Annotated in this window: 20 protein-coding genes; 5 read left to right on the forward strand and 15 right to left on the reverse strand. The window is 60.9% G+C overall.

Translation table 11 applies throughout. The features are described from left to right. Positions 1-15: 15 nt before the first annotated feature. Together FGS76_RS06220 and FGS76_RS06225 are read right to left on the reverse strand one after the other, a co-directional pair. Positions 16-312, reverse strand: a complete 297-nt coding sequence (locus FGS76_RS06220) for a type II toxin-antitoxin system RelE/ParE family toxin (RefSeq protein WP_138771760.1) — start codon at positions 310-312, stop codon at positions 16-18. Next, a complete protein-coding gene (locus FGS76_RS06225) occupies positions 300-569 on the reverse strand; it encodes a CopG family ribbon-helix-helix protein (protein ID WP_138771761.1) in 270 nt (89 codons plus the stop codon). Before FGS76_RS06225 ends, FGS76_RS06220 begins: the two co-directional genes overlap by 13 nt. Before the next feature lie 217 nt (positions 570-786). On the opposite strand from FGS76_RS06225, the gene FGS76_RS06230 reads away from it, so the two are divergent. After that, positions 787-1,059 (forward strand): CopG family ribbon-helix-helix protein, encoded by a 273-nt coding sequence (locus FGS76_RS06230; protein WP_138771762.1) that lies wholly within the window; start codon positions 787-789, stop codon positions 1,057-1,059. After that, positions 1,059-1,334, forward strand: a complete 276-nt coding sequence (locus FGS76_RS06235; RefSeq protein WP_138771763.1) for a type II toxin-antitoxin system RelE/ParE family toxin — start codon at positions 1,059-1,061, stop codon at positions 1,332-1,334. The genes FGS76_RS06230 and FGS76_RS06235 overlap by 1 nt, the downstream gene beginning before the upstream one ends. A gap of 151 nt (positions 1,335-1,485) precedes the next feature. Here the strand turns inward: FGS76_RS06235 and FGS76_RS06240 are convergent, their stop codons facing one another. Genes FGS76_RS06240 through FGS76_RS06255 form a run of 4 tightly spaced genes read right to left on the reverse strand, consistent with a single transcriptional unit; the run spans position 1,486 to position 11,499 of the window. Further along, a complete protein-coding gene (locus tag FGS76_RS06240; protein WP_138771764.1) occupies positions 1,486-7,305 on the reverse strand; it encodes a DUF3320 domain-containing protein in 5,820 nt (1,939 codons plus the stop codon). 53 nt (positions 7,306-7,358) lie between these two features. Continuing rightward, positions 7,359-9,995 (reverse strand): AAA family ATPase, encoded by a 2,637-nt coding sequence (locus FGS76_RS06245; protein ID WP_138771765.1) that lies wholly within the window; start codon positions 9,993-9,995, stop codon positions 7,359-7,361. Next, complete coding sequence (locus FGS76_RS06250) at positions 9,992-11,116, reverse strand: metallophosphoesterase family protein (RefSeq protein WP_138771766.1); 1,125 nt, start codon at positions 11,114-11,116, stop codon at positions 9,992-9,994. The genes FGS76_RS06245 and FGS76_RS06250 overlap by 4 nt, the downstream gene beginning before the upstream one ends. A gap of 2 nt (positions 11,117-11,118) precedes the next feature. Then, on the reverse strand, positions 11,119-11,499 hold the full coding sequence (locus tag FGS76_RS06255; RefSeq protein WP_138771767.1) for a hypothetical protein: 381 nt from the start codon (positions 11,497-11,499) through the stop codon (positions 11,119-11,121). Between the two features lie 259 nt (positions 11,500-11,758). Between FGS76_RS06255 and FGS76_RS06260 the strand changes: the two genes are divergently transcribed. Continuing rightward, complete coding sequence (locus FGS76_RS06260) at positions 11,759-12,649, forward strand: helix-turn-helix transcriptional regulator (protein WP_138771768.1); 891 nt, start codon at positions 11,759-11,761, stop codon at positions 12,647-12,649. Positions 12,650-12,659: 10 nt separating this feature from the next. Here the strand turns inward: FGS76_RS06260 and FGS76_RS06265 are convergent, their stop codons facing one another. The 3 genes from FGS76_RS06265 to FGS76_RS06275 all read right to left on the reverse strand — a co-directional run bounded on the left by FGS76_RS06265 (position 12,660) and on the right by FGS76_RS06275 (position 13,976). Beyond that, positions 12,660-13,280 (reverse strand): putative adenosine monophosphate-protein transferase Fic, encoded by a 621-nt coding sequence (locus FGS76_RS06265; protein WP_338081325.1) that lies wholly within the window; start codon positions 13,278-13,280, stop codon positions 12,660-12,662. Beyond that, entirely contained in the window at positions 13,256-13,435 is a 180-nt protein-coding gene (locus FGS76_RS19870; RefSeq protein ID WP_138771770.1) for a YhfG family protein, read from the reverse strand. Before FGS76_RS19870 ends, FGS76_RS06265 begins: the two co-directional genes overlap by 25 nt. An 88-nt stretch (positions 13,436-13,523) precedes the next feature. Continuing rightward, positions 13,524-13,976 carry a helix-turn-helix domain-containing protein gene (locus tag FGS76_RS06275; protein ID WP_170214414.1) on the reverse strand — a complete coding sequence of 151 codons (453 nt, stop codon included), beginning with the start codon at positions 13,974-13,976 and terminating at the stop codon, positions 13,524-13,526. Positions 13,977-14,219: 243 nt separating this feature from the next. On the opposite strand from FGS76_RS06275, the gene mutS reads away from it, so the two are divergent. Together mutS and fdxA are read left to right on the forward strand one after the other, a co-directional pair. Next, positions 14,220-16,781, forward strand: a complete 2,562-nt coding sequence (mutS, locus tag FGS76_RS06280) for a DNA mismatch repair protein MutS (RefSeq protein ID WP_138771771.1) — start codon at positions 14,220-14,222, stop codon at positions 16,779-16,781. Between the two features lie 186 nt (positions 16,782-16,967). Beyond that, a complete protein-coding gene (gene fdxA / locus FGS76_RS06285; protein WP_138771772.1) occupies positions 16,968-17,297 on the forward strand; it encodes a ferredoxin FdxA in 330 nt (109 codons plus the stop codon). 622 nt (positions 17,298-17,919) lie between these two features. Here the strand turns inward: fdxA and FGS76_RS06290 are convergent. The 6 genes from FGS76_RS06290 to FGS76_RS06315 all read right to left on the reverse strand — a co-directional run bounded on the left by FGS76_RS06290 (position 17,920) and on the right by FGS76_RS06315 (position 21,325). Continuing rightward, positions 17,920-18,285, reverse strand: a complete 366-nt coding sequence (locus FGS76_RS06290) for an Hpt domain-containing protein (protein ID WP_138771773.1) — start codon at positions 18,283-18,285, stop codon at positions 17,920-17,922. A gap of 101 nt (positions 18,286-18,386) precedes the next feature. After that, a complete protein-coding gene (locus FGS76_RS06295) occupies positions 18,387-19,016 on the reverse strand; it encodes a TIGR04282 family arsenosugar biosynthesis glycosyltransferase (RefSeq protein ID WP_138771774.1) in 630 nt (209 codons plus the stop codon). Between the two features lie 2 nt (positions 19,017-19,018). Beyond that, the gene (locus FGS76_RS06300) at positions 19,019-19,726 is read right to left on the reverse strand and encodes a TIGR04283 family arsenosugar biosynthesis glycosyltransferase (protein WP_138771775.1); all 708 of its coding nucleotides are present in this window, start codon (positions 19,724-19,726) and stop codon (positions 19,019-19,021) included. After that, positions 19,723-20,685: an arsenosugar biosynthesis radical SAM (seleno)protein ArsS gene (arsS, locus tag FGS76_RS06305; RefSeq protein ID WP_138771776.1), complete on the reverse strand. Its 963-nt coding sequence runs from the start codon at positions 20,683-20,685 to the stop codon at positions 19,723-19,725. The genes FGS76_RS06300 and arsS overlap by 4 nt, the downstream gene beginning before the upstream one ends. A gap of 97 nt (positions 20,686-20,782) precedes the next feature. Then, positions 20,783-21,004 carry a hypothetical protein gene (locus tag FGS76_RS06310; protein WP_138771777.1) on the reverse strand — a complete coding sequence of 74 codons (222 nt, stop codon included), beginning with the start codon at positions 21,002-21,004 and terminating at the stop codon, positions 20,783-20,785. Between the two features lie 96 nt (positions 21,005-21,100). Further along, the gene (locus tag FGS76_RS06315) at positions 21,101-21,325 is read right to left on the reverse strand and encodes a hypothetical protein (RefSeq protein WP_138771778.1); all 225 of its coding nucleotides are present in this window, start codon (positions 21,323-21,325) and stop codon (positions 21,101-21,103) included. Positions 21,326-21,412: the final 87 nt, after the last annotated feature.

Raw genomic sequence — 21,412 nt, forward strand, 5'->3', positions numbered from 1 at the left:
AGCACCAGCGGAGATCTAATAACCCGCTTCCTTGTGATGGCGCACCGCCAACACATACACCGCATCTTCGCCGGGCAGGTAGCGGTAAAGCGCCACATAACCGGCTTTGCCGAAAGCAATCATCAACTCCCGCAGTTCCGGCATCTCGTCATCGGGTCGGCCCATGTCCGGGGCTGTCTCCAACATCCGCAGATGCCGCGCGAGGGTCCGACCGGCACGGACGGCCGATTCTCCAGCTTCCACGGCCTCCAGGAAAGCCCGGCACCGTGCCAGCCCGCGCACGGCGCCTTCGGTGATAATTACTCGTGGCACTCGGGCGGCGCCTTATCGTCCCGTCCCCAGGATTCCAGCCACTCGTTGGTTTCCTGGACCGTGAGGTGGCGCCCGGTCTCGCGGTAGGACCGCCAGGACTCCAGGGCTTCCTGTTTGAAGCTCTCCTGGGCCTCTTCGCGGGCCACATATTGCCTGATCGCTTCGAGCATGATCCAGTGGGGAGTTCGGCGGCGCTGGCTGGCCAGTGCCCGGACACGGCCTTTCAGTTCGTCGTCAATCTTGATGGAGGTTGCCATGGCGGCCTCGTATCGAAAGGTAATACCTGGTGATACCCTAGGTGGTTGATAGGGCTCTGTCCATAACGGACGGGGCAGGCGGGGTTCGGTAAGGTGGGGGGACGCGTTCAGAGTTTATGGGGGCTCTTGAAGCGCGGTGGACACCTCCCTGGTCGATGATTAAGATCGATTTATCCTTAATCACACCGACACATTCCCACCCAAAGAGGTGTTGACCATGTCAGCGTCCAATCCGACCCGTTCAGTAACCGCCCATGTTCCCCTGGAACTGGCGGATCGCATCGATGAAGCCGCCATCCGGCTGGAACGATCCAAAAACTGGATCGTCCGCCAGGCCCTGGCCGACTGGCTCGACCTGGAAGAGGAACGTGACAGGCTCACCCGCGAAGCGCTGGCTGACGTGGACGCCGGACGCGTGATCGACCATCAGGCTATTAGTGATTGGGCCGACAGTCTGGGCTCCGACTCGCCCCTGCCCGCTCCGCGCTGATGAAGCTCAAATGGACCAGCAAGGCGCTGTCCGATCTGGTCAGGCTTTATGAATTTCTGGCGCCGATCAATCAACCCGCCGCGGCGCGCACCGTACGGCAACTCACCGACGCGCCCACCGCCCTGCTGACGAACCCACGGCTCGGCGAGCGTCTGGATACCTTCCAACCCAGGGCGGTGCGTCGCCTTCTGGTTGGCCATTACGAGATGCGTTACGAAGTGACCGATGACACCGTTTATATCCTGCGGCTATGGCATACGCGGGAGGATCGGTAGCAGGAAGGCTCCGCCCCCAATAGAGCCATGCGCAAGGGTTTGCTATTCTTTCGCGCTTGGCTCCGTTTGGGTGGGGATCGCGGCTGAAGCCGCTCCTACCGCCCTGCCCTGCAAGCCACCCACACTCTCCAGAAAACAGGCGATACCGCGCTTATGGAAAATCCTTGGGTTCATTGGCAAAAACATTTACCAACCTAGACTTCATCTGTTGCGTAAGCCTGGCGATACCGAGCGCCTGGCAGAACTCCGTAAACTGTCCCGCATCATCACAAGCCGACCGTATCTCGTGAATTTCTTCAGCACAGATATAGTCCAGCTTTTTCGTTTCGTCGTCCCGTCCATCCGTGCGGGCAAATCGTTTAACTGCCGTGCCACTCGTCTCCGGCCAATAAAAGCTGCCTACCTCTTCCCGAGTCGCCTCGCGATGCTGTTCCGCGATCTGCGCGACCCGCTCCTTGATCTGCCGGCCCGCTCGCTGGAAGCCGTGCTCGCGAGCGATTCTGCGAACCAGCACTTCTTCGTGGATGGGACCTTCCAAGTCTACGACGTGCAGCACCATCTCCTTGAGCAGGTCGTCATACGCTGGCTGGTAGAATAACTCCGGGTCGATGGGGAAGCCGGCTAAATTGGCCCGGGCGTATCGAGTCACGATACCGTCGGGACCCGGCTCGCTGGCGCCGTTCGGCGAAGTTTGTTGAGAAGCTCGATCTTCCTCCTGCTTCGCCTGACCAGCCGCCTCGGCCTTTTGTGCCCGCTCCGCTCGTGTGGCCTCAAGATGTCCGGTCAAAGCCTGATCCAGCTCGTCTAGCGCTTTGTTTCGATTTGTCCACCAGTCCGTTGACCAAACTCGGAACAGGGTCCACCCCAGCCCTTCAAGGACACCTTGACGGATCTTGTCCCGTTCTCTGGCGTAGGCCGAACTGTGATACATAGCGCCATCGCACTCGATACCGGCTAAATAGAGGCCGGGCAGATCCGGGTGGACGATACCCATGTCGATACGGTAGGCGGAGACACCGATCTGTGGGTGTACGGTCCAGCCCTTCTGCTGCAGACCGCGCGCCACCGCCACTTCAAATGGCGATTCGAAATCGCCCATGGACCCGCGAACAACCGCGCCCAGGGCGGACGCCCCGCGCTCAGCGTACTCAAGAAAGTGCTTCAGATCAGCCACGGCGCGAGCCTGGGTGCGGGCAAGGTCGATACGCTCGGGAGGCATGGTGGCGAATACCATCATCTCGGAGCGTGCACGGGTCATGGCGACGTTAAGGCGACGCTCCCCTCCGGTGCGGTTGAGTGGGCCGAAGTTCATGGTTACGTGGCCGGCCTCATCCGGACCGTAGGTAATACTGAACAGGATCACATCCCGCTCATCCCCCTGCACGGTCTCCAGATTCTTCACGAACACCGGCTCCAAGGTATCCTCTTCAGAGAATGCCCACTCGATAGATGGATCCTCGGAACGCGCCGTGTCGAGCAGGTTTTCAATCAGGCTTTGCTGTTCGGTGTTAAAAGTCACGACACCAATAGACTGATGACGCACCGCGGGGTCGTTGGAGGTCAAGCGCCGTAAGATTTCCGCCACAATGGCCTTGGCTTCGCCCTGGTTATGCCGTGCCTTGCCACGGGCATAGAAGCCTTCCGTACGCACCAGCGAGACCCCTTTATCCGGATGGACCGGGGCGGGGAAGGTGACCAGCGAGCTTTCATAGTAGCGGCTATTGGAGAACGCGATCAGGCTCTCGCGACGAGAACGGTAATGAAGATTCAATACTCGCTGGGGAATGCTGGCGCCGATAAGCTCATCGAGGATACTTTCAAGATCTCCTTCCCCATCAACATCGCCATCCGGATCGTCATCGGAACGGGCGAAGAAATTGGTGGGGGGCATCTGCTTGGGGTCCCCGGCCACAATGACCTGTTTACCGCGAGCAAGAGAACCCACCGCATCCCAAACTGTGATCTGGGAGGCTTCGTCAAAGATCACCACATCGAACAGCGCCTGTCCGGCGGATAGAAATTGCGCAATTGAGAGCGGGGACATCATCAGGCATGGCGCCAGGGTCGTCACCACGTCCGGGATGGCTTCCATCATTTCCCGCACTGGCTTATGCCGCGCCTTCTTCTGCAACTCGCGACGCAACACTCCCCAGGAAGAATTTTTCCTGGTGCCTTCCTGATCCGGGATTTCCCCAGCCAGATTGGCAGCAATGTACTTGGCCGTCAGGTCATTGAACCGGGTATCCAACTCTCTGAAATTCCGGATCGACGCTTCATGCTCCGGCGATGAGAACTCACGCAGCACCTCGTCTTCGCCGATGACCGCCGAGGACCACCAACTACAGTAAGCGGCTTCAAATACATCTTCGATCTGATCCGCTGTCACCGTGCCGCTTTCGATGGCAGCCACCAGAGGCCCTAGTTGCAGATCCAAGGCCTCCGAGCGACGGCGCACCCAGGCGCACCAGTCCTTCAGCGAAACATGGTGATCGACAATTTCCTGGCATTGCGCGCGCACCACCTCCAAGGCGGCCACATCAGTCGGCAACCGACCGTCCAGCGACGCGCCGACCAGCTCCTCAAACCTAGCCTTGCGCGCATTGAACGTTTCGAGTGCCGCCTTGAAGCCATTGATAGCCCGGCCGACCGGGGCTTCGGGGGCCAGCAGGTCGTTCCCGTCGTACATCAGGGTGCGAATCTTGCCGCGCATGGCGGCCAGTGACTCCACATCATCCGCCAGCTTGCCGACCGCGACCCGGGCGCGGGTGCCCAGTAGCTTCAAGGCGGCCATGGCTTCAGGGTCGGAATTGTAGGAATCCCACTCCCGCAGGCCCTTCAGCAACCCGTCCAAGCGGTCGATGTTGCCGCCGGTTTCCCGCAGCCGATCGAGCACGGGAATGTCATTATCCGGGTCAGGGTCACCCTGTGCCCCGCCCTCTCGCATCGCCTTGATGACCTTCCGCTTGGCAAACCAGCTTTTGGGCCACCAGGTGTCATTTGCCTCGCTCCACGCCTTCCCCAACTCCATCGCATCCAGCTTCTGCCAGGCCAACGCCTCATAGTTGCAACTGAGCTCAGCCTGGGTGGCGATATAGGTCTTCAGCTGAGATACCGCTTCTTCAAGGGCGTCCAGGCGGTCCGGCGCGTCCGGTTCCAGGGCGAAGGATGCCTGCTGACGGTAGGTATCGAGCAATACCTGGCCACACTCATCCATGGCAGCCAGCTTGGCCAGATTCACAGTACCCAGAGTGATACCAAGCGCCTTTTGCAACTCGGTCAGCTCCAGCGAAACCTGATCGCTACTGGCCTGCAGCTTTCTGGCGGCACTCACCAGCTCGTCCTGCCACTGAGGCCGCCAATCGTAATTACTGATCATGCTCAGGGGATGATCCACCAGATTCCCCACGGCGCCGGCCTGTACACTCAACAGCGAAGCCATCTCACGAAGCTGTTGCAGCTGCTTATCGTCGTGGTAATCCGCGTTAGGCCAGCTCAATCTTACTTTCTCGGCCAGATCATCATCACGGACTTTCACGCCAATCGCATAGTGGGCGGTGAGCCCATTGCGACGATGCCGGTGTAAGGCATTGACGACGTGATTTAGACGATCACGCAGTATCTCCAAGCGCTCACCCTCTGCCTTCCAATCACTGACCGACGACTGGGACGCGCTGTTCCAGGAAGTGCGCAGCTGGTCCAGCACGTCCGCTTTCTTCGCCTTATTGGAGTGCAGTTCCAGGCAAAAATGGCCGAGGCCAATATCACGCAAACGCCGATGCACTACTTCCAGCGCTGCTGTCTTCTCGGATACGAACAGGACTTTCTTACCCTTGCCCAGCATGTGGGCAATCAGGTTGCCGATGGTCTGACTCTTGCCAGTACCCGGCGGGCCGATGATCACGAAGTCCTTGCCCCGGTCCGCCGTGGCAATGGCCGCCATCTGGGATGAATCCGCCGGTAGCGGCGTCAGCAAGTCCGCCGGTGTGTAATCCCGGTCGATGTCCTTGGGGTCCACAAAGCGTATATCGCTTTCGTAGGCTTCACGGGGTGTATCCAGAAGATGCTTCACCACGGGGCTTTCTTTAAGCGCCTCGGAGCGGTCCACCAGGTCTTTCCACATCAGGTACTTGGCAAAAGAGAAGTGGCCCAACACCACGTCTTCCACCACCTCGAACCCGGGTACGTCCTTGATAGCATGGCGCACCCGATTCCAGACACCCGCCACATCCACGCCGCTGTCGTCTTCAGGTAGAGAACCACTCAAGCCGTGGATCTCGATTCCGAAATCCTTCTTCAACATCTCCAATAGAGTGGTATTAAACCGGGGCTCATCGTCATTGGCGACGATCTTTACGCCGCTACGTACGGATTTCCGCTCCATAGAGACCGGCAGCAGAATCAAGGGCGCCCGATAGCGACGATTGTCTTTGTCTTTCTGCTTCCATAGCAGAAAACCCACCGCCAAGAAAAGGGTATTGGAGCCCCCTTCCTTGAGGGAGGTTTGTGCCTTCCGGAAAATCTCCACTCCCCGCTTTTCCAGCTCTTCCTGGGTCAGCTCAACCAGCACCTGCTTCTTCGACAAGGCATCACGAGCATAGGCTTCTTTCAGCTCCTCGCCGGTACGCTGACGATGGATGTCCTCATCCTGCTCGTGACTCTGCAGCCGGGGGAAGGGCGCGATCGAGAGACGAGCCCCCGTTGCCAGTATATCTTCCAGCGCACCCGGGTCATCACAGACCAGCGTCAGACTGCCTTTACTGGGTCTCTGGTTTAGCAGCGGGTTGCGGGCAGAAAGGTCCAGCAGCTTTCGCTGCCAGCGCTCAAGCCGGCCACCAGGAGTGTCTTCCGGCACCTCGTCCTGTACATGAACGGTGGTGGAAGGGAGATTCGGTGCGTCCTCCAACCCTGGCTCAATGACGTCGACAACACCGCCTGTCTTGATAGTATCGGCTACCTGTGACTTGAGGCTGATTGGATTAATGCGATGCGCCCGTGCCCGACGAATATCAATGGCGGCGACAAACTCGTTATCTTTATCCAGTCCCACCTGCTTGATGCCCTCCTGCACCGCCCTGGAAAAGGGCGGCGCCGGGTGGCTGGTCATTAAAGTGGTTTCGATCAGGATCAGTTCTTTCAGAGGAATACGCTGGCGTAGAGTTTCCGCTTCGTCTACCACCACGCTGGACAAGTCCTCTTTCTCCAGCCATAGGCCCACCAGAGCATGTCCCTCGGTAATGATTACCAAAGGGTTCAATTGGGCCTGCTCCAGCGCCGCCGCGAACAGCAAAGTCGTATCCAGACACGTACCCACTTTGGCACTTTCTATCTTACTGGGCAGGCGAATTTTCTGGCCATTGCTCTCGAAGCTGGCGGGTGGAAGTGCATAAGCAATTTGCATTTTGACGATGGCGGAATAAATGGCCGAAGCCATTAACCATACCTGCTCACGGCTACCCGAATCATAGCCATTGATCTTATCCGGCTTGCCCGCGTTACGCAGAATCTGGCTGGCCTGCCCCAACAGCCTATCCACTGCCGGGTCATTGGGGGTACAGAACGCTGCTAATAACTCCGGAATATACGTCGCGCCCCCCCACTCATTACAGGCCAGCAACTCCACCTTGATCGATGATTCGGTCAGTAACTGCCCCCTCTGCAAGACGCGAATCGTCACAGTGCCCCGCATGGACTCCGTCAAGTCAAATAAAAAGCCCCCATCCAACTCAAGGTCACGATCCTTCATCGCGAGCATGCCACCCGCCGAAAGACGATCCACCGTCCAGGTCTTTGACTTCACGAATCCTGGTGACGCATCCAACACAATGGAGAGATCCGACAGATCCTGCTCTTCATCAAGGTTCTCTATCCGCAATTCCCGCAGCACGGCGAAGGCGCTCTGATGACAAGCAAAGTTGATTTTTTCCACCAAGGTGGCTTGGATCTTGATTCTTGACGTTTCCTGGTCAGCCATAACCGTTCCCTCACAACCGAATATTATTAAGCATCAACCAACAATTACAAAAATCATCCCTGTAAAACCTCCACATCCCGAGCGGTCACCCCCAGGTCCCGCCAGTTATCCGGATGGCAGGTAAACAGCAATATCTGATGTCTCTGCGCGGCATCGTAGAGCACCCGTTTCATGGCCCCGAGCCGCGCGGCATCACTGTGGACCAGGGCGTCATCCAGAATGATCAGGGTCGGCCTGCCCGCTTCGAGCAGCAGGTCCGCGTAGGCCAGCCGGCTGATCAAGGCCATCTGCTCCCGAGCGCCGAAGCTCAGCTCCTCGAACTTACCCCGCTCTTCAACCCCATGGCCCTGGCGGATCAGTACTTCTGGGATGAGATTTTCATCCACCTCCAGGCTGGCTTCCGGGAACAGTAGTTGCAGATAGTGGTTGAGGTGCCGTTGTAAGGGTTCCTGGAGTTGGCGAGTCAGTTCCAGGCGATGCTCTCTCAGTCGGGTGTTCAGCAGATCCAATGCTTTCGCCCGGCGTTCCAACTCACGTCTACGGCGAATAGCATGCTCCAACTCGCTTCCCAGTTCGGCACTTTGCTCTTCCAGACCTTCTGCCCCTGCCGCTTCCAGGCGGGCTTGGATTTGGATCAGCTCTCGACTTCGCTTCTTTTCCTGCTGCTCCGCCGCATCCGCGCTCCTGTTTAAGCGCTCCACATCCTGCTCAAGGACAGCCGGTTTCGCCTGTTCAATCTGCTTGTTACGCTCCAAAAGCTTCTCGTTGAGGCTGCGCTGTTTCACGCGCAAATCAATCAGCCGATTCTCAGCCTGCTTCTGCCGCTGCTTGCGGTCCGGCGCTTGCAGTTCGTTATTAAGGCGCTCCCACTCCTTTTTGGCGCGATTTAGTGACTGCTCCGCCAGCGAAAAGTCGCCCGTGAGCTTCTGTTTCGCCGCTTCAGCTGCCTCAAGGGCCTGTTGCGCGGATTCGAGTCGAGTCTCAGCACGGGACAAGGACAGACTATTGTCATCTTGCTCCGGAAGCGCCTGCATTTGAGAGGCCAGTTCATCCTTGCGCGCCTGCCTTAGCCGCAGGCGATCCGACAGGGCCTCCAGGCCCTCAGGCGCTGACTCATTGAGCAACGATTCATCGCGCTGAATAGCCTGCTGTAACTCTCGCAGCTGACTAAGCCGACCTTCTGCCTCGGCCAGGGAAGTCACACGGAGCCTGGACAGCAAGCTCTCTTGCTCGTCGGTCAGGTTCTGCCGGGCCCGTGCTATCTCCGCAACATCTTCACCACCCGGCAGCACCCGCAAGGTCCCCACGCCTTTGATGGCCACCTCACCCGGCTCAATCAGCAGATGCTCGCTACGCCCAACCACCTTCTTGCCATCCAGGGTGACGCTCTGATCATCGGTCAAATCGAATTGCAGTCGGGTTGATACCGCATCCTGCTGGATGGCCAGGCGGTCCAACTCTGACGTCACGTCTTTCAGGCGCTCAACCACTTGCGGATCGATATCCAGAGATTGCCGCTTCTGACGGTTTTCCAGAAGGACGGAATGTAACTCCCTTGCTCGTGCCAGTTTGGCCGTATCGCTTTCCAGGTCGGCCTCGATCCCTTCCCGTTCGCGAGCCCACTCCCTGCGTTGTTGATGCTGTTGCGCGAGCTTTAACGTCTTGCGAGCGGCCTCATGCGCCTGCACCGCCTCTGCAAGTGCCTTCTCGCGAGCAGGCTTTCGGGCTTCGAGGTCCGCTTGCGCCAGCTCCTCCTTAACCTTCTCGTCCTGACGCCGCGCCAGTTCCGCCTGTTGACCCTGAAAACCATTCAGCAGATCCAACGTCGTCTGGATGCTGGTCTGACACTCTTCAAGGGCCTGCTGGTCACGATCCTGGTCTTTTTGCCAGGCCATGACTTCCGCCAATCGGCCTTCCGCCTCTTTGGCCTGCTGGCGATAGGTTTCCCAAAGGCGATCCGCTTCGGCCCGAGCTTGCTCGTCTCTAAGCTGGCCAAGACGGTCTACATGTTCGCGGTATTCCCTTACACGGCCTTGAATATCACTGAGTTGCCCTTGGAGCCCCTGCTCGTCCGCCAAGGCTTGAGCATAACTGCCGGTGGGTCTCCCGGTGCCAGTCAGCAGACTGGAACGTTCCTTCGCGACCTGATTGATCAATTCATCGCCGGTGCTGCTGGTCATCTCTCCGAGATTGCCTCCAAGCGCGGCTTTCAAGTGCTGGCCGGCGTACCCCACCGGGGCCTGTATTTCCTGGCCCGTGCCTTGCTCAACCCAGAGCAGGCCAGGAATGCCCCAATGCCTCTGCTGGCTGGCGCCCTTTGCGGCATATTCATAGCCGAGCAGGCTCGATAGCTTTTCCTCGCCTTCATCCCCACTGTAGACCGTGCCGTCTACCGTCAGGTCACAGCGCTTCTTCTTGAGGAAGCTCTTAACCAGCCTCCAGGATTGACCCTGCCATTCAAAATCCAGCTCCACGGTGGGCGCCGACGCCGAATCCCCCCAGGGTTGCAGGTCGTCAACACTGGAGGATTTGTGACGTTCAAAGAAGGCGGCGCGAATCGCTCGCACCAGGGTGCTCTTGCCGGATTCATTGGGCCCGGTGAACAGGTTGATGCCAGCGTCAAGGTCTTCTATTTCGACGGGTTCGCGGAACTGGCGTAACTGTTCCGCCTTCAGACGCAGCAGCCTCATTCACCACCTCCCCGCGCCTGTTTCTCGAGCAACATCGAGGCCAGAATAGCCATCGCGTCTCTGGCGGCTTCGCCGTCATCACCTTCCTGCTCATCACGCAGCTCGTTAATCAGCTGGCCCACGTAGCCGTCGGCATGAAGGGCGGCGATGTCCTCTTCGGTGGCCAACAAGCGGAGATCGGACAGGTCATAACCAAGGCTGCGAAAGCGGGCTTCAGCCACCGAAAGCGTGTCTTCTAGCTGCTGTTTGCCCAGCAAGCTGATTTCTCCTTCCAGGCGCAGGGCCACTACCGCCTTTTCAGGTTGCTGCTTGAGCTTTGTAACCAGCTGATCCAGGTCCGACGAGACAGTCAGACGCTCCGTCATCTGAATCCAGGGATGCTGGCCGATCGCGCGGACGTCTACCCGAGGCTCGGCGCCCGCTTCTGGAATGTCCACCAACAGCACATTGCCAGGGTCGTTCCCCTTGAACCGGTCTTGTTCCGGGGTACCGCTGTACCAGGTGCGAGCGTTAATTCGCTTAGTGCCATGCCAGTCGCCCAGGGCCAGATAATCCAATTGAGCCGTGGCGGCTCTGTCCGCGGCAATAGGGTTCGGGGAGTCGACATCTTCAGCAAGCACGCCCTGAATACTGCCGTGGGCCAGACCAATGCAGACCAGACCGGCTGGAGTTTCTGCCCGATCAAACCAATTGGTCAGGTCCGGCTGGGTATGCCGCTGGGTAAGCGGCGCGGGCAGAACAACAAAGCCTGCTTCAATGAACTCCAACACATCAGGCGCAAGGGCCAAGTGGGCATTGTCCGGCACGGCCCCCAGGCGCTGTGCCCGGGTCCATACGCTCTCGGCAAGCGCCGCATCGTGGTTACCGGAAATCAGAAGCCAGGGGCCGGTGTAAGCGGCCATGGCATTAAATAAGCGCCGGATGGTTCGGTCTGAAACCGTTTGGGCATCAAAAACATCACCCGCGACCAGCACGGCGTCAACTGCCTCTTGGTCTGCCAGTTCAGCAATCCGCTCAACGGCGGTGAGCCGAGCCTCCGCCAGTGCCACCGCGTCATCCGGGGCGAACTTTGAATACTGCCGGCCAATCTGCCAATCGGCGGTGTGAAGAAATCGAGGCATCCCTATTTCCTTCTCCTCACTGAGCGCTCGCTGCAAGCGAATGCACTTCCATATCGGTTCTTATCAAACCACCGGATAACTCGCCGCCCCCTAATCGTGCGGGGATTATCCATCATTACGTTAATTACCACCGGCACCAGGTCGACCAGAATCGCCACGCAGTCACGAAATTGCTCGCGGTTGACGCTGCCTTCCCAGGTCGCGCCACCGTGCATAATCTGATTTTTCAGGGTATAGATACGGCTGAAGACGATGGAGAGTACCCAAGGCGGGTTGTGTTGGACCAGGTCGCTGTTTGCAGCTTTCTTGACGCCGTCAAAGCTGTGTTCCCACTCCGCGGCGGTCAAGTTACCTTTCTGATGCTCCCAAAAGCAGGAGAACATGTACCCCTCCCGATATCCGCCTTCGCGGTCCGGCGTTTTAACAGATCCTATCGCCGGTTCCCTGAGCCGGTGTTCCTGCCTTTTTTGAGAACCATATCACATCCGACCTAAATGGTCGTTGAGATGGCGTCCATGTACCAAGTGCTCATTCGTGACAAGTGCCACCATATGACTTCACTGACTACACATCTATACTGGCTACATGAACATGTCCAGTTTTCAGGCAGGTCGTCAGGCCAACAGATGAGGAGAAAGTGTCGTGGCTCGCGTTACCCGTAAAAGTGCCGGCGCCTGGCCGGTGCGTTGGGATCTGTTACTGCGCTACCGGTTGATTGAGGTGGTGGCCCTTTGGGAGGGCCGGCTGACCACCAATCATTTAATGCGCGCTTTCGGCATAGGCCGTCAGCAGGCCAGCAAGGACATCAATACCTATCTGGCGGAGTATGGGCCGGAGAATCTGATATATGACCGTTTCCTAAAAGGCTATCGGCCCACGGAGCCATTCGGGCCGGTATTTACTCAGGGCACCGCTGACGAATACCTGCAGATGATGCACGCTCGGGAGGACCTGGCCTGCTCGTTTGAGTCGCTGACGGTGCGCGAGCTCAACACCGAGGTGCTGCTGCCTCCGGCGCGGGACTTGCGCCCGGCGGTGCTGCGGCCGGTGTTGCAGGCCTGCCGGGAGGGCAAGCGGGTGGAGATCGAATACGCATCGCTGGCGAACCCGGAGCCCGAGTTCCGGGTGATCCAACCACACACAGTGGTGCACACTGGCTACCGCTGGCATGTTCGGGCTTGGTGCGAGAAGAATGGGGATTTTCGGGATTTCGTACTCAGTCGCATTAGTGATCGGCCGGAGCTGGTGCTACCCGGGGACCGGGGCGCCGAAGACGATGAGGCTTGGCGAACCCGAGTGGTCGTGCGCCTGGGGCCCGATCCCCGTTTATCGCCGGCCCAGCAAGCCCTGATCGCGCGGGATTACGGTATGGAGCACGGTGAACTGCGGCTAGAGACCCGCGGTGCCCTGGTAAGTTATCTGCTCCAGCAATTGCGGGTGGATACACCGGCGGATCAGCGATCGCCGGAGGCGCAACAGGTGGTGGTTCTGAATCGCGATGAGGTGGAACGCTGGGCGAGTATGCCGGGGTGATGCTCTGACGTTATTGGATAGGCTGACCAATACATCGATCGAAAATGCTTTCCAGGCGCCCATAGTTACAGGCTACGGCATCGATATTCCCGAGCCGCCAGTCTTCCGGTTCAACCTCCCACCAACTGATTTGGTAGCCGGCATTGATGATCAGATGCTCGAACATCAGCCGCTGGGCGCGACCGTTTCCTTCCCGAAAAGGGTGCAACATATTGATGTCACCGTAATATTCGGCCACGGCGGGGATCAGGTCAGCGCGTTCGCAGTGCTCAAGCCAACCATCCTGCGCGAGCCGAGAGAATACTTTTTCCGCTTCCGCTTCAATGCGGGTGACGTTGCAAAACCGTGTGTCGTCTTTGGCGATGTCCACGGTGCGGATCTCGCCAGCCCAATCATAGATATCCTGGAATAAATGACGGTGGAGACTTTGCAGATAAGCGAGGGAATATGGAGGAGGAGTAAACTCGATTTCGTTGGCGGCTATCACGGTGAGTTCGCGTTCCGCTTCTTCGAGCTCATCATCGACCACGAGCCCCAGGCGGTTGATAAGCGTCGAGGTGCCCGGGTAACAGTGCGGATCCTGGGCAACTCCGTATTTGTCCCTGCTCAGATTTTCACCTTCGAGCGGTATTTATCGATCACGGTTTGGCGAGAAGGCAATGGCTTTAGGGATTCGGAATCGCTCACCTGAAAGCCTTCCAAGCGCAAACTTGCCCGATAATTGGAGCCCCGGACCTTAGCGTAGTAGCTCTTTTTTTCTTTTATTGTCAATGATTTACCGGCCATAACGCACCTCCACAGAACGCCCGAAGTATACCATAAATTAATCGGTTCCGCTTCGATAACCAGTCCCTCCAGATGACCGAAAACCCCATCAGTACCCCCTATCCCGCTCTTGGGCCTGATCCGCCAGCGCCCGCAGCGCGGCTTCGCTTTCGGTGGCGCGGGCCGCCCGGTACGCCATCACATCCTGAAAGCGGATACGTCGGTGCGTCCCAACCCGGGTAAAAGGAATGACGCCCTCCTCCAGCAGCTTGACCAGGTGGGGCCGGGAGACGTTCAGCAGGTTGGCGGCTTCCTGGGTGGTCACTTCGGCGTGCATCGGCATCAGGGTGACGGCGTTGCCCTGGGCCATTTCCGTGAGGATGTTACGCAGCAGTTCCAGGGCGTGCCGGGGCAGCACCAGGTCCGTGTCGTCCATGCGCACCCGGGCAGGTTCCTGCCGGGGGTGGTCCTTCAGCAGCCTTGCCAGGGCGACGGCGCTTTCCCGGGCCAGGTCCGCAGCCCGGGAGTCCGGGATAGTGTCGTGATCCGGCGCGGTGTTCATGGTGACCTCTCCAGGCGATATAGCTCGATATCCGCACGCTATTCGAAACAAACGAAAATCGCAATAAACGAAATGGCAGGTAGCGCACCTCAATGCAGGTGGCGCCCCCAATAGAGCCATGCGCAAGGGTTTGCTATTCTTTCGCGCTTGGCTCCGTTTGGGTGGGGATCGCGGCTGAAGCCGCTCCTACCGCCCTGCCCTGCAGCCACCCACACTCTCCAGAAAACAGGCGATACCGCGCTTATGGCAAAGGACGACCTTTCCGGCCACACCCCGATGATGAAGCAGTATCTGGGCCTCAAGGCCGAGCATCCGGATCAGTTGCTGTTCTACCGGATGGGGGATTTCTACGAGCTGTTTTTCGGTGACGCGCAGAAGGCGGCGCGGCTGCTGGATATCACGCTGACCCAGCGCGGGCAGAGCAATGGCAAGCCGATTCCCATGGCCGGGATTCCCTATCATGCGGCGGAGGGGTATCTGGCGCGGTTGGTGAAGCTGGGCGAGTCGGTGGCGATTTGCGAACAGATCGGCGATCCGGCGCTGGCGAAGGGGCCGGTGGAGCGCAAGGTGGTGCGGATCGTGACGCCGGGGACGGTGAGCGATGAGGCGTTGCTGGAGGAGCGGCGGGATACGCTGTTGTGCGCGTTGTTCGAGGACGGGCCGGCGGTGGGTGCGGCGAGTCTGGATCTGGCCGCCGGGCGGTTCGTGGTAACCCGGGTGGAGGGGCACGAGCAGTTGCAGGCGTTGCTGGAGCGTTGGCAGCCGGCGGAGTTGCTGGTGTGCGAGGAGCACGGTTTGCCGGCGGCGCTGGTGGAGCGGGCCGGGTGCCGCAAGCGGCCGCCGTGGGAGTTCGACAGCGAGGCGGCGTTGCGGCAGTTGTGCAAGCAGTTCGGGGTGCAGGATCTGTCCGGGTTCGGGCAGCCGCCGGCGGTGGCGGTGGCCGCCGCCGGGGCGTTGCTGCAGTACGCCCGGGATACCCAGCGCAACAGCCTGCCCCATGTGACCGGGCTGGCCATGGAGGCGTTCGATGACGGGGTGGCCATGGACGCGGCGACGCGGCGCAATCTGGAGCTGACCGAGACCCTCAATGGCGACGAGGTGCCGACTCTGGCGTGGGTGCTGGACAGCACCGAGACGGCCATGGGGGCGCGGTTGTTGAAGCGCTGGATTCACCGGCCGCTGCGCGACCGGGCGGTGCTCGGTGATCGCCAGCGTCGGGTGTCGGCGCTGCGCGACGGCTGGCGGTTCGAGGCGGTGCGCGAGGTGCTGGACCGGATCGGCGATATGGAGCGGATTCTGGGTCGGGTGGCGTTGCGCTCGGCGCGGCCCCGGGATCTGACCCGGTTGCGGGTCAGTCTTGAGGCGCTGCCGGCGCTGCATGGGGCGCTGCCGGAGGACCAGGCGTTCGCGGCGCTGCAGGAACGGTTGGGTGAGTTTCCCGAGCAGGCGGCGTTGCTGCAAAAGGCGGTGATCGAGAATCCGCCGATGCTGATCCGCGACGGCGGCGTGATCGCCGAGGGGTACAGCGCGGAGCTGGACGAGCTGCGTTCGATCAGCGAGAACGCCGGCCAGGTGCTGGTGGACATCGAGACCCGGGAGCGCGAGCGCACCGGTTTCTCCACCCTGCGGGTCAAGTACAACCGGGTGCACGGCTATTACATCGAGCTGTCCCGCCGGGAGGCGGACAACGCGCCGATGGATTACCAGCGCCGCCAGACCCTGAAGAACGCGGAGCGTTTTATCACTCCGGAGCTCAAGGAGTTCGAGGACAAGGCGCTGTCCGCGTCGAGCAAGGCGCTGACCCTGGAGAAGCGTCTGTATGAGCAGTTGATCGAGACCCTGGCGGCGGACCTGGGTTCGTTGCAGGCCAGCGCCGCGGCGGTGGCCGAGCTGGACGTGCTGGCCGCCTTCGCGGAGCGGGCCGAGGCGCTGGGCTGGGTGCAGCCGCAGTTGGTGACCGAGCCGGTGGTGGAGATCGTCGATGGCCGCCATCCGGTGGTGGAGCAGGTGCTGGACGATGCGTTCGTGCCCAACAGCCTGCATCTGGACGATCAGCGCCGCATGGTGATCATCACCGGCCCGAACATGGGTGGTAAGTCCACTTATATGCGCCAGACCGCCCTGGTCGCCCTGCTCGCCCATATCGGCAGCGCGGTGCCGGCGGCCAGCGCACGGGTGGGCATGCTGGACCGCATCTTTACCCGCATCGGTTCCTCCGACGATCTGGCCGGCGGCCGTTCCACCTTTATGGTGGAGATGTCGGAGACCGCCAATATTCTCAATAACGCCACGCCGGAGAGCCTGGTGCTGATGGACGAGATCGGCCGGGGCACCAGCACCTTCGACGGGCTCAGCCTGGCGTGGGCGGCGGCGGAGCATCTGGCCCGCAATCTCAAGGCGTTCACCCTGTTCGCCACCCATTATTTCGAGCTGACGCAACTGCCGGAGCAGTTGCCGGGCGTCTATAATGCGCACCTGACCGCCAGCGAACACGATAACCGCATCGTCTTTCTGCATCGGGTGCAGGAGGGGCCGGCCAGCCGCAGCTATGGTCTGCAGGTGGCGCAGCTGGCGGGGGTGCCGGCGGGGGTGATCCGCCGCGCCACCGACAAGCTGGCCGAGCTGGAACAGGGCGAGCGGCCCAAGTCGGCGGCGCCCGCCCCGGCCACCGCGCCGGCCCAGGCGGATCTGTTCGGCGCGCCCAGCGCCGTGGAGAAGGCGCTGGCGGACATCGATCCGGACGAGTTGACGCCCCGGCAGGCGCTGGAGCGGTTGTATACCTTGAAGGCATTGGGCGAGGGTTAAGCGTTTCGCGGCTGAAGCCGCTCCTACGGAGAGGCGGGCGCGTTATATCCATATGCGTTCGCGGACCGGTTGCGGCGCTTGCCTGAGGCTGGCAGTCCGGTAGACTAGCGCCGCCCCCAAGTCGCATGGCGTCCGCGCGATGCCGGCGCGGAACAAGACGAGAACACCCCTGGCGAGGACAGGCTAATGACGTTCGTAGTAGGTGAAAACTGCATCAAGTGCAAACACACGGACTGCGTGGAAGTATGCCCCGTGGATTGCTTCTATGAAGGCCCCAATTTCCTGGTCATTCACCCGGACGAGTGCATTGACTGCGCCCTGTGCGAGCCGGAGTGCCCGGTGAACGCGATTTTCTCCGAGGACGAATTGCCGGAGGATCAGCAGGACTTCCTGGAGATCAATGCGGAACTGGCCGAGAAATGGCCGAACATCACCGAGATGAAGGATTCGCCGGAAGACGCGGAAGAGTGGGATGGGGTGGCCAACAAGCGCGACAAGCTGATCCGCGAGTGGTGACCCTGCCGTGAATCGGCGGTGAGATAAGCCGGGCCTGGTCCTTCGTGCGTTGGGCGGGCCCGCAAATGAGAAAGGGCGGCATCCTGCCGCCCTTTTTTGCGTCGAGTTGTCCTTACCCGATTGCGCTCACCTAGGACTTCCGTGTCCGCCTTCCTTAGCCAATCCCTGTGTTCTGTTTCCCTGAACACGGGAAACACTATATCAACCCGTTTCGGCGCCGCGAGTTAAAGAACGATAAAATTTCGGCGCAAAAAACAGCCGCAAGAGTGATATCTCTTTGAAATCAGTGAGTTGGCAGGAAGGGTCGAGAGAGGAAAGGACAAAAGCGCACGCGAAATTGGTACAAATGCTTACAAGCTTGTAAGATATCTCTTACAAATTTGGTTCAGCGGGCGAGTCACTTGGCGACAGGCCCATTGACGCGCCACTGGACCCGCTACATATTCCCGGTACACTATCGCCAACTTTTACAATCGCTCACCGGTTTTTACAGCACCCTCGGGTCATGGCCGGTAGCATTTAAGCATCTTGAAGGTATCCCCCCAAGGCGCTAGAGATAGCGCTCACAACCCCCCCTCTTCCACCCCCTTTGGTTGAGGGGTTTTTTTTGCCTGTTTTCTCACTAGGGGGTGGCGGTTTGCGCGCCGACGGCTTGTCCGTCGAGAGCCTGGCAGGACTCCTCGAAGGCCTGCTCCAGCGCCGCCAGACGATCGCCGGCGGTTTCCAATTGCTGGTCCCGGGCCAGTTGCTCCATTTCCAGACAGAGGGCGGACACCCGCAATGCGCCCAAATTGCCACTACTGCCTTTGAAACTGTGCGCCTGCTGGCGGATGCCATCCATATAGCCTTCGCGCACCGCCTCATGCAGGGCGGCCAGCCGCTGGCTGCCATCCTGTCGGTAGGATTCGACCAGGGTGTCGAAATCGCTGCCCATGATATCGCGCAATTCGGCGATCAAGCCGTCATTGAGCACCGGTGGCTGTTGCATCTTTCACTCCCTTGAGATCATGGCGTGCGCCGCCATGGACCTCCAGTATACGGCCAAAAAATCACCACCTCACGGGCGCCGTCCCAGATAGTAGGACGATTTTAGGGAAGTACACCCAACTGCCGGGCCAGCGCCACATCCTCCGGGCGGTCCACATCCCACAGCGGTGGCAGCACTTCGACCCCATCCACGTGGTTCAGTGCCACCAGGGTGTCGGCCAGGGCGTAGCCGCCGCCCAGGCGCACCGCGTCGAAAAGGTCCGGTCGCCACACCCGGGCGGCGCTGCCGCCGATCAGCACGAAGCCACCGTCCTCGCTGGCTCCGAGCACCACCCGCCCGCGCCGCAGGTGGTCGTCGGCCAGGGCCAGGTAGGTCTGGTCCAGCACCGGGCAATCGCAGCCCACCAGCAAGGCGTGGGCGTGCCCGTCCAGGGCGTCGGCCAGGGCCCGGGCCATGCGTTCGCCCAGGCCGTCGCCCTGCTGCGGCGCCACGGTCATGCCCAGGGCTTCGGCGCGGCGGGCCAGGGCCGGATCGTGCCCGTCCAGCATCAGCCGGGCCGGGCCGGGAAAGCCGGCGGCCACCGCCAGGGTGCGGTCCAGCAGGCGCTGATACACGGCCAGCGCGCCCTGCTCGCCCAGGCTCGGCACCAGCCGGGTTTTCACCTCACCCAGGCGCGGGGCCCGGGCGAAAACCATCAGCAGGGTGTCGGGGCGGGCGGCGGTCTCCGGCATGGTCAGCGTGACGAGGAAGGCGAGTGGGAATAGTGGTGGCGGTAGTAGTCCCGGTGCAGCCGGGCCGGGTCCTCGCCGCGCCAGTAGCGCCAGCGCAGTTGCCACATCAGCATGGTGGTGCGCAGCACGCCCTTCTCTTCCCAGCGGCGGCTGTCGGCGATCAGGCGCGGGCGCAGGCACACCGGTCGGGCGCGGGCGCGCAGGTGGGTGCTCAGCGCCACGTCTTCCATCAGCGGTTGCATGGGGAAGCCGCCCAGTTCCAGGAACAGCTCCCGGCGCACGAAGATGCCCTGGTCGCCGGTGGCGATGCCGGTCCAGCGCGAGCGCAGGTTCATGGCATGGCCGATCATCGGGAACAGGCGGTGGTCACCGGACAGGCGCACGTCGAACCGGCCCCACTGGGCATCCTCCGGCAGCGCCCGCAGGGCCGCCAGGTGGCCCCTTTTGACCTTGCCGCAATCGGCGTGCAGAAACCACAGCCAGTCGCCGCTGGCGCGCTCGGCGCCCAGGTTCATCTGCCGGGCGCGGCCACGGTCGCAGTGCAGCACCAGGTCCGCGTGCTGGCGGGCGATCAGCGGGCTCTCGTCCCGGCTGCCGCCGTCCACCACGATGATTTCATCCTGCTCGCCCAGGCGCTCGCGTAAGCCGGCCAGAAACCCGTCCAGGCAGCCGGCCTCGTCGAGTACCGGGATGATCACGCTGATACTCATTCCAGGGCTCCTCCGCAACTGCTGCCGGCGCCGGCGGTACAGCCGAAACAATGGTCGGCCACGAACACCGCCTCGCCGTCCTTATCCGCCGCCAGCAGTTCGCTCAGGTGGGGGTGGCGTTGGCCTCCGCCCTGGGGCAGATCCAGCATCTGGTTGAAATCGCAATCGTAGAGATAGCCGCGATAATCCACGCTCAGGGTGTCGCGGCACATCACCGCGCCCAGGTTAGCGACATTATGGTTGTCGCGCAGCAGTTGCATGTAATCGTTGAAGGCGCCCTGGGCCAGCAGCACCGCGCCGAAGCGGCTGATCGGCATGTTGGTGATGGTCAGCAGCTGGTTGAAGCGGATGCCGAAGCGCTGATCCAGCTCGCGCTTGTAGTCCGCCTCCAGGGCCGCCTGGGGCGGCGGCAGGTGAGCCCCCACCGGGTTGTACACCAGGTCCAGGGGCAGGCGTTCATCGGCGCCGTAGCCCACCGCGTTGAGCCGGCGGATCGCCTCGATGCTGTCGGCGTAAACGCCCTTGCCGCGCTGCTGATTGACGTTGTCTTCCAGATAGCACGGCAGCGAGGCCACCACCTGGACGCCCTGCTCCGCCAGGAACTCGGGCAGATCCTGATAGCCGTCTTCCAGCACGATGGTCAGGTTGCAGCGGTCGATCACGGTGACGCCACGGGCGCGGGCGGCCCGCACCAGATCGCGGAAGTGGGGGTTCATCTCCGGGGCGCCGCCGGTCAGATCCAGCACCTTTACCTGGCCCTGGTCGAGCACCGCGATTACCTGCTCCACCACCTCGCGGCTCATCTGCTCGGTGCGGGTGGGGCCGGCATTGACGTGGCAATGGACGCAGCTGAGGTTGCAGAGATAGCCGAGATTGACTTGCAGAATACGGGTGCGCCGCCGCCGCAACGGCGGGAAATCGGTACCGCTGCGCAGCAGCAGGGGCCGGGTGTCTTTCATGGCGCCTTCCTCCGAATGGATGCTGCATCCTGTTATCCCATGGATGCACGATCGGAGGGAACGTTACGTCAAAACCGGCGGCGGCGCGAACCCGGGGTCAGATGGTCACGCCGTCGTGGTGGGCCGGCAGCGCCAGTTCGCTGGCAATCAGCTGGTGCACCTGCTCCTGGGTGAGCTTGTCGATCTCGCCGTGGGCACGGGCCTCGTCGATAAACGCTCGCACGTCGTCGCCAAAAACGCCGTAGCGGTCGGCGATGGCATCGACATGGTCCGGATTGCTGCTGTCGAACCGCTTGCTGAGAAAGGTGAAGCCGATCATAACGACCTCCTGGGTGGTGCCAGGAGGATGGGGCCAACGACGTCATTTTCACGTGAAAGCTGTTGACCTTATTCAACAAAATTTCCATTCCCGGGGTTAGCGGGGGAAATCGCTCCCCGGCAACGGCAACGCCAGCTCGCTGGCCACCAGCTGGTGCACCGCCTGGTAGGTCAGGTGGTCGATCTCATCCACCGCGCGCAGCTCATCAATAAAGGCCCGCACCTTGTCCTGGTGGGCACCGTACTGGCCCGCCACCCGTTCCACATCCCGCTGGTCGGTACTGTTGAAGAAACGGCCCTGCCGAGGACCCGAGAGGCTCACTTGCACGATCCCTTACCACTGCTGTTTGAGTGGCGCAAAGCATGCCCCGGCCGGGCGGCGCTGTCTGTAAAGGTGGGTAAATTCGGG

Origin of the sequence: Alloalcanivorax gelatiniphagus (assembly GCF_005938655.1) — a bacterium.
Lineage (GTDB): Bacteria > Pseudomonadota > Gammaproteobacteria > Pseudomonadales > Alcanivoracaceae > Alloalcanivorax > Alloalcanivorax gelatiniphagus.

Coding starts and splice junctions, on each gene's coding strand:
- FGS76_RS06225 (WP_138771761.1), bottom strand. CDS start 569: ATGGCAACCTCCATCAAGATTGACGACGAACTGAAAGGCCGTGTCCGG.
- FGS76_RS06230 (WP_138771762.1), top strand. CDS start 787: ATGTCAGCGTCCAATCCGACCCGTTCAGTAACCGCCCATGTTCCCCTG.
- FGS76_RS06235 (WP_138771763.1), top strand. CDS start 1,059: ATGAAGCTCAAATGGACCAGCAAGGCGCTGTCCGATCTGGTCAGGCTT.
- FGS76_RS06240 (WP_138771764.1), bottom strand. CDS start 7,305: ATGGCTGACCAGGAAACGTCAAGAATCAAGATCCAAGCCACCTTGGTG.
- FGS76_RS06245 (WP_138771765.1), bottom strand. CDS start 9,995: ATGAGGCTGCTGCGTCTGAAGGCGGAACAGTTACGCCAGTTCCGCGAA.
- FGS76_RS06250 (WP_138771766.1), bottom strand. CDS start 11,116: ATGCCTCGATTTCTTCACACCGCCGATTGGCAGATTGGCCGGCAGTAT.
- FGS76_RS06255 (WP_138771767.1), bottom strand. CDS start 11,499: ATGTTCTCCTGCTTTTGGGAGCATCAGAAAGGTAACTTGACCGCCGCG.
- FGS76_RS19870 (WP_138771770.1), bottom strand. CDS start 13,435: ATGGCCGGTAAATCATTGACAATAAAAGAAAAAAAGAGCTACTACGCT.
- FGS76_RS06275 (WP_170214414.1), bottom strand. CDS start 13,976: ATGAACACCGCGCCGGATCACGACACTATCCCGGACTCCCGGGCTGCG.
- mutS (WP_138771771.1), top strand. CDS start 14,220: ATGGCAAAGGACGACCTTTCCGGCCACACCCCGATGATGAAGCAGTAT.
- fdxA (WP_138771772.1), top strand. CDS start 16,968: ATGACGTTCGTAGTAGGTGAAAACTGCATCAAGTGCAAACACACGGAC.
- FGS76_RS06290 (WP_138771773.1), bottom strand. CDS start 18,285: ATGCAACAGCCACCGGTGCTCAATGACGGCTTGATCGCCGAATTGCGC.
- FGS76_RS06295 (WP_138771774.1), bottom strand. CDS start 19,016: ATGCCGGAGACCGCCGCCCGCCCCGACACCCTGCTGATGGTTTTCGCC.
- FGS76_RS06300 (WP_138771775.1), bottom strand. CDS start 19,726: ATGAGTATCAGCGTGATCATCCCGGTACTCGACGAGGCCGGCTGCCTG.
- arsS (WP_138771776.1), bottom strand. CDS start 20,685: ATGAAAGACACCCGGCCCCTGCTGCTGCGCAGCGGTACCGATTTCCCG.
- FGS76_RS06310 (WP_138771777.1), bottom strand. CDS start 21,004: ATGATCGGCTTCACCTTTCTCAGCAAGCGGTTCGACAGCAGCAATCCG.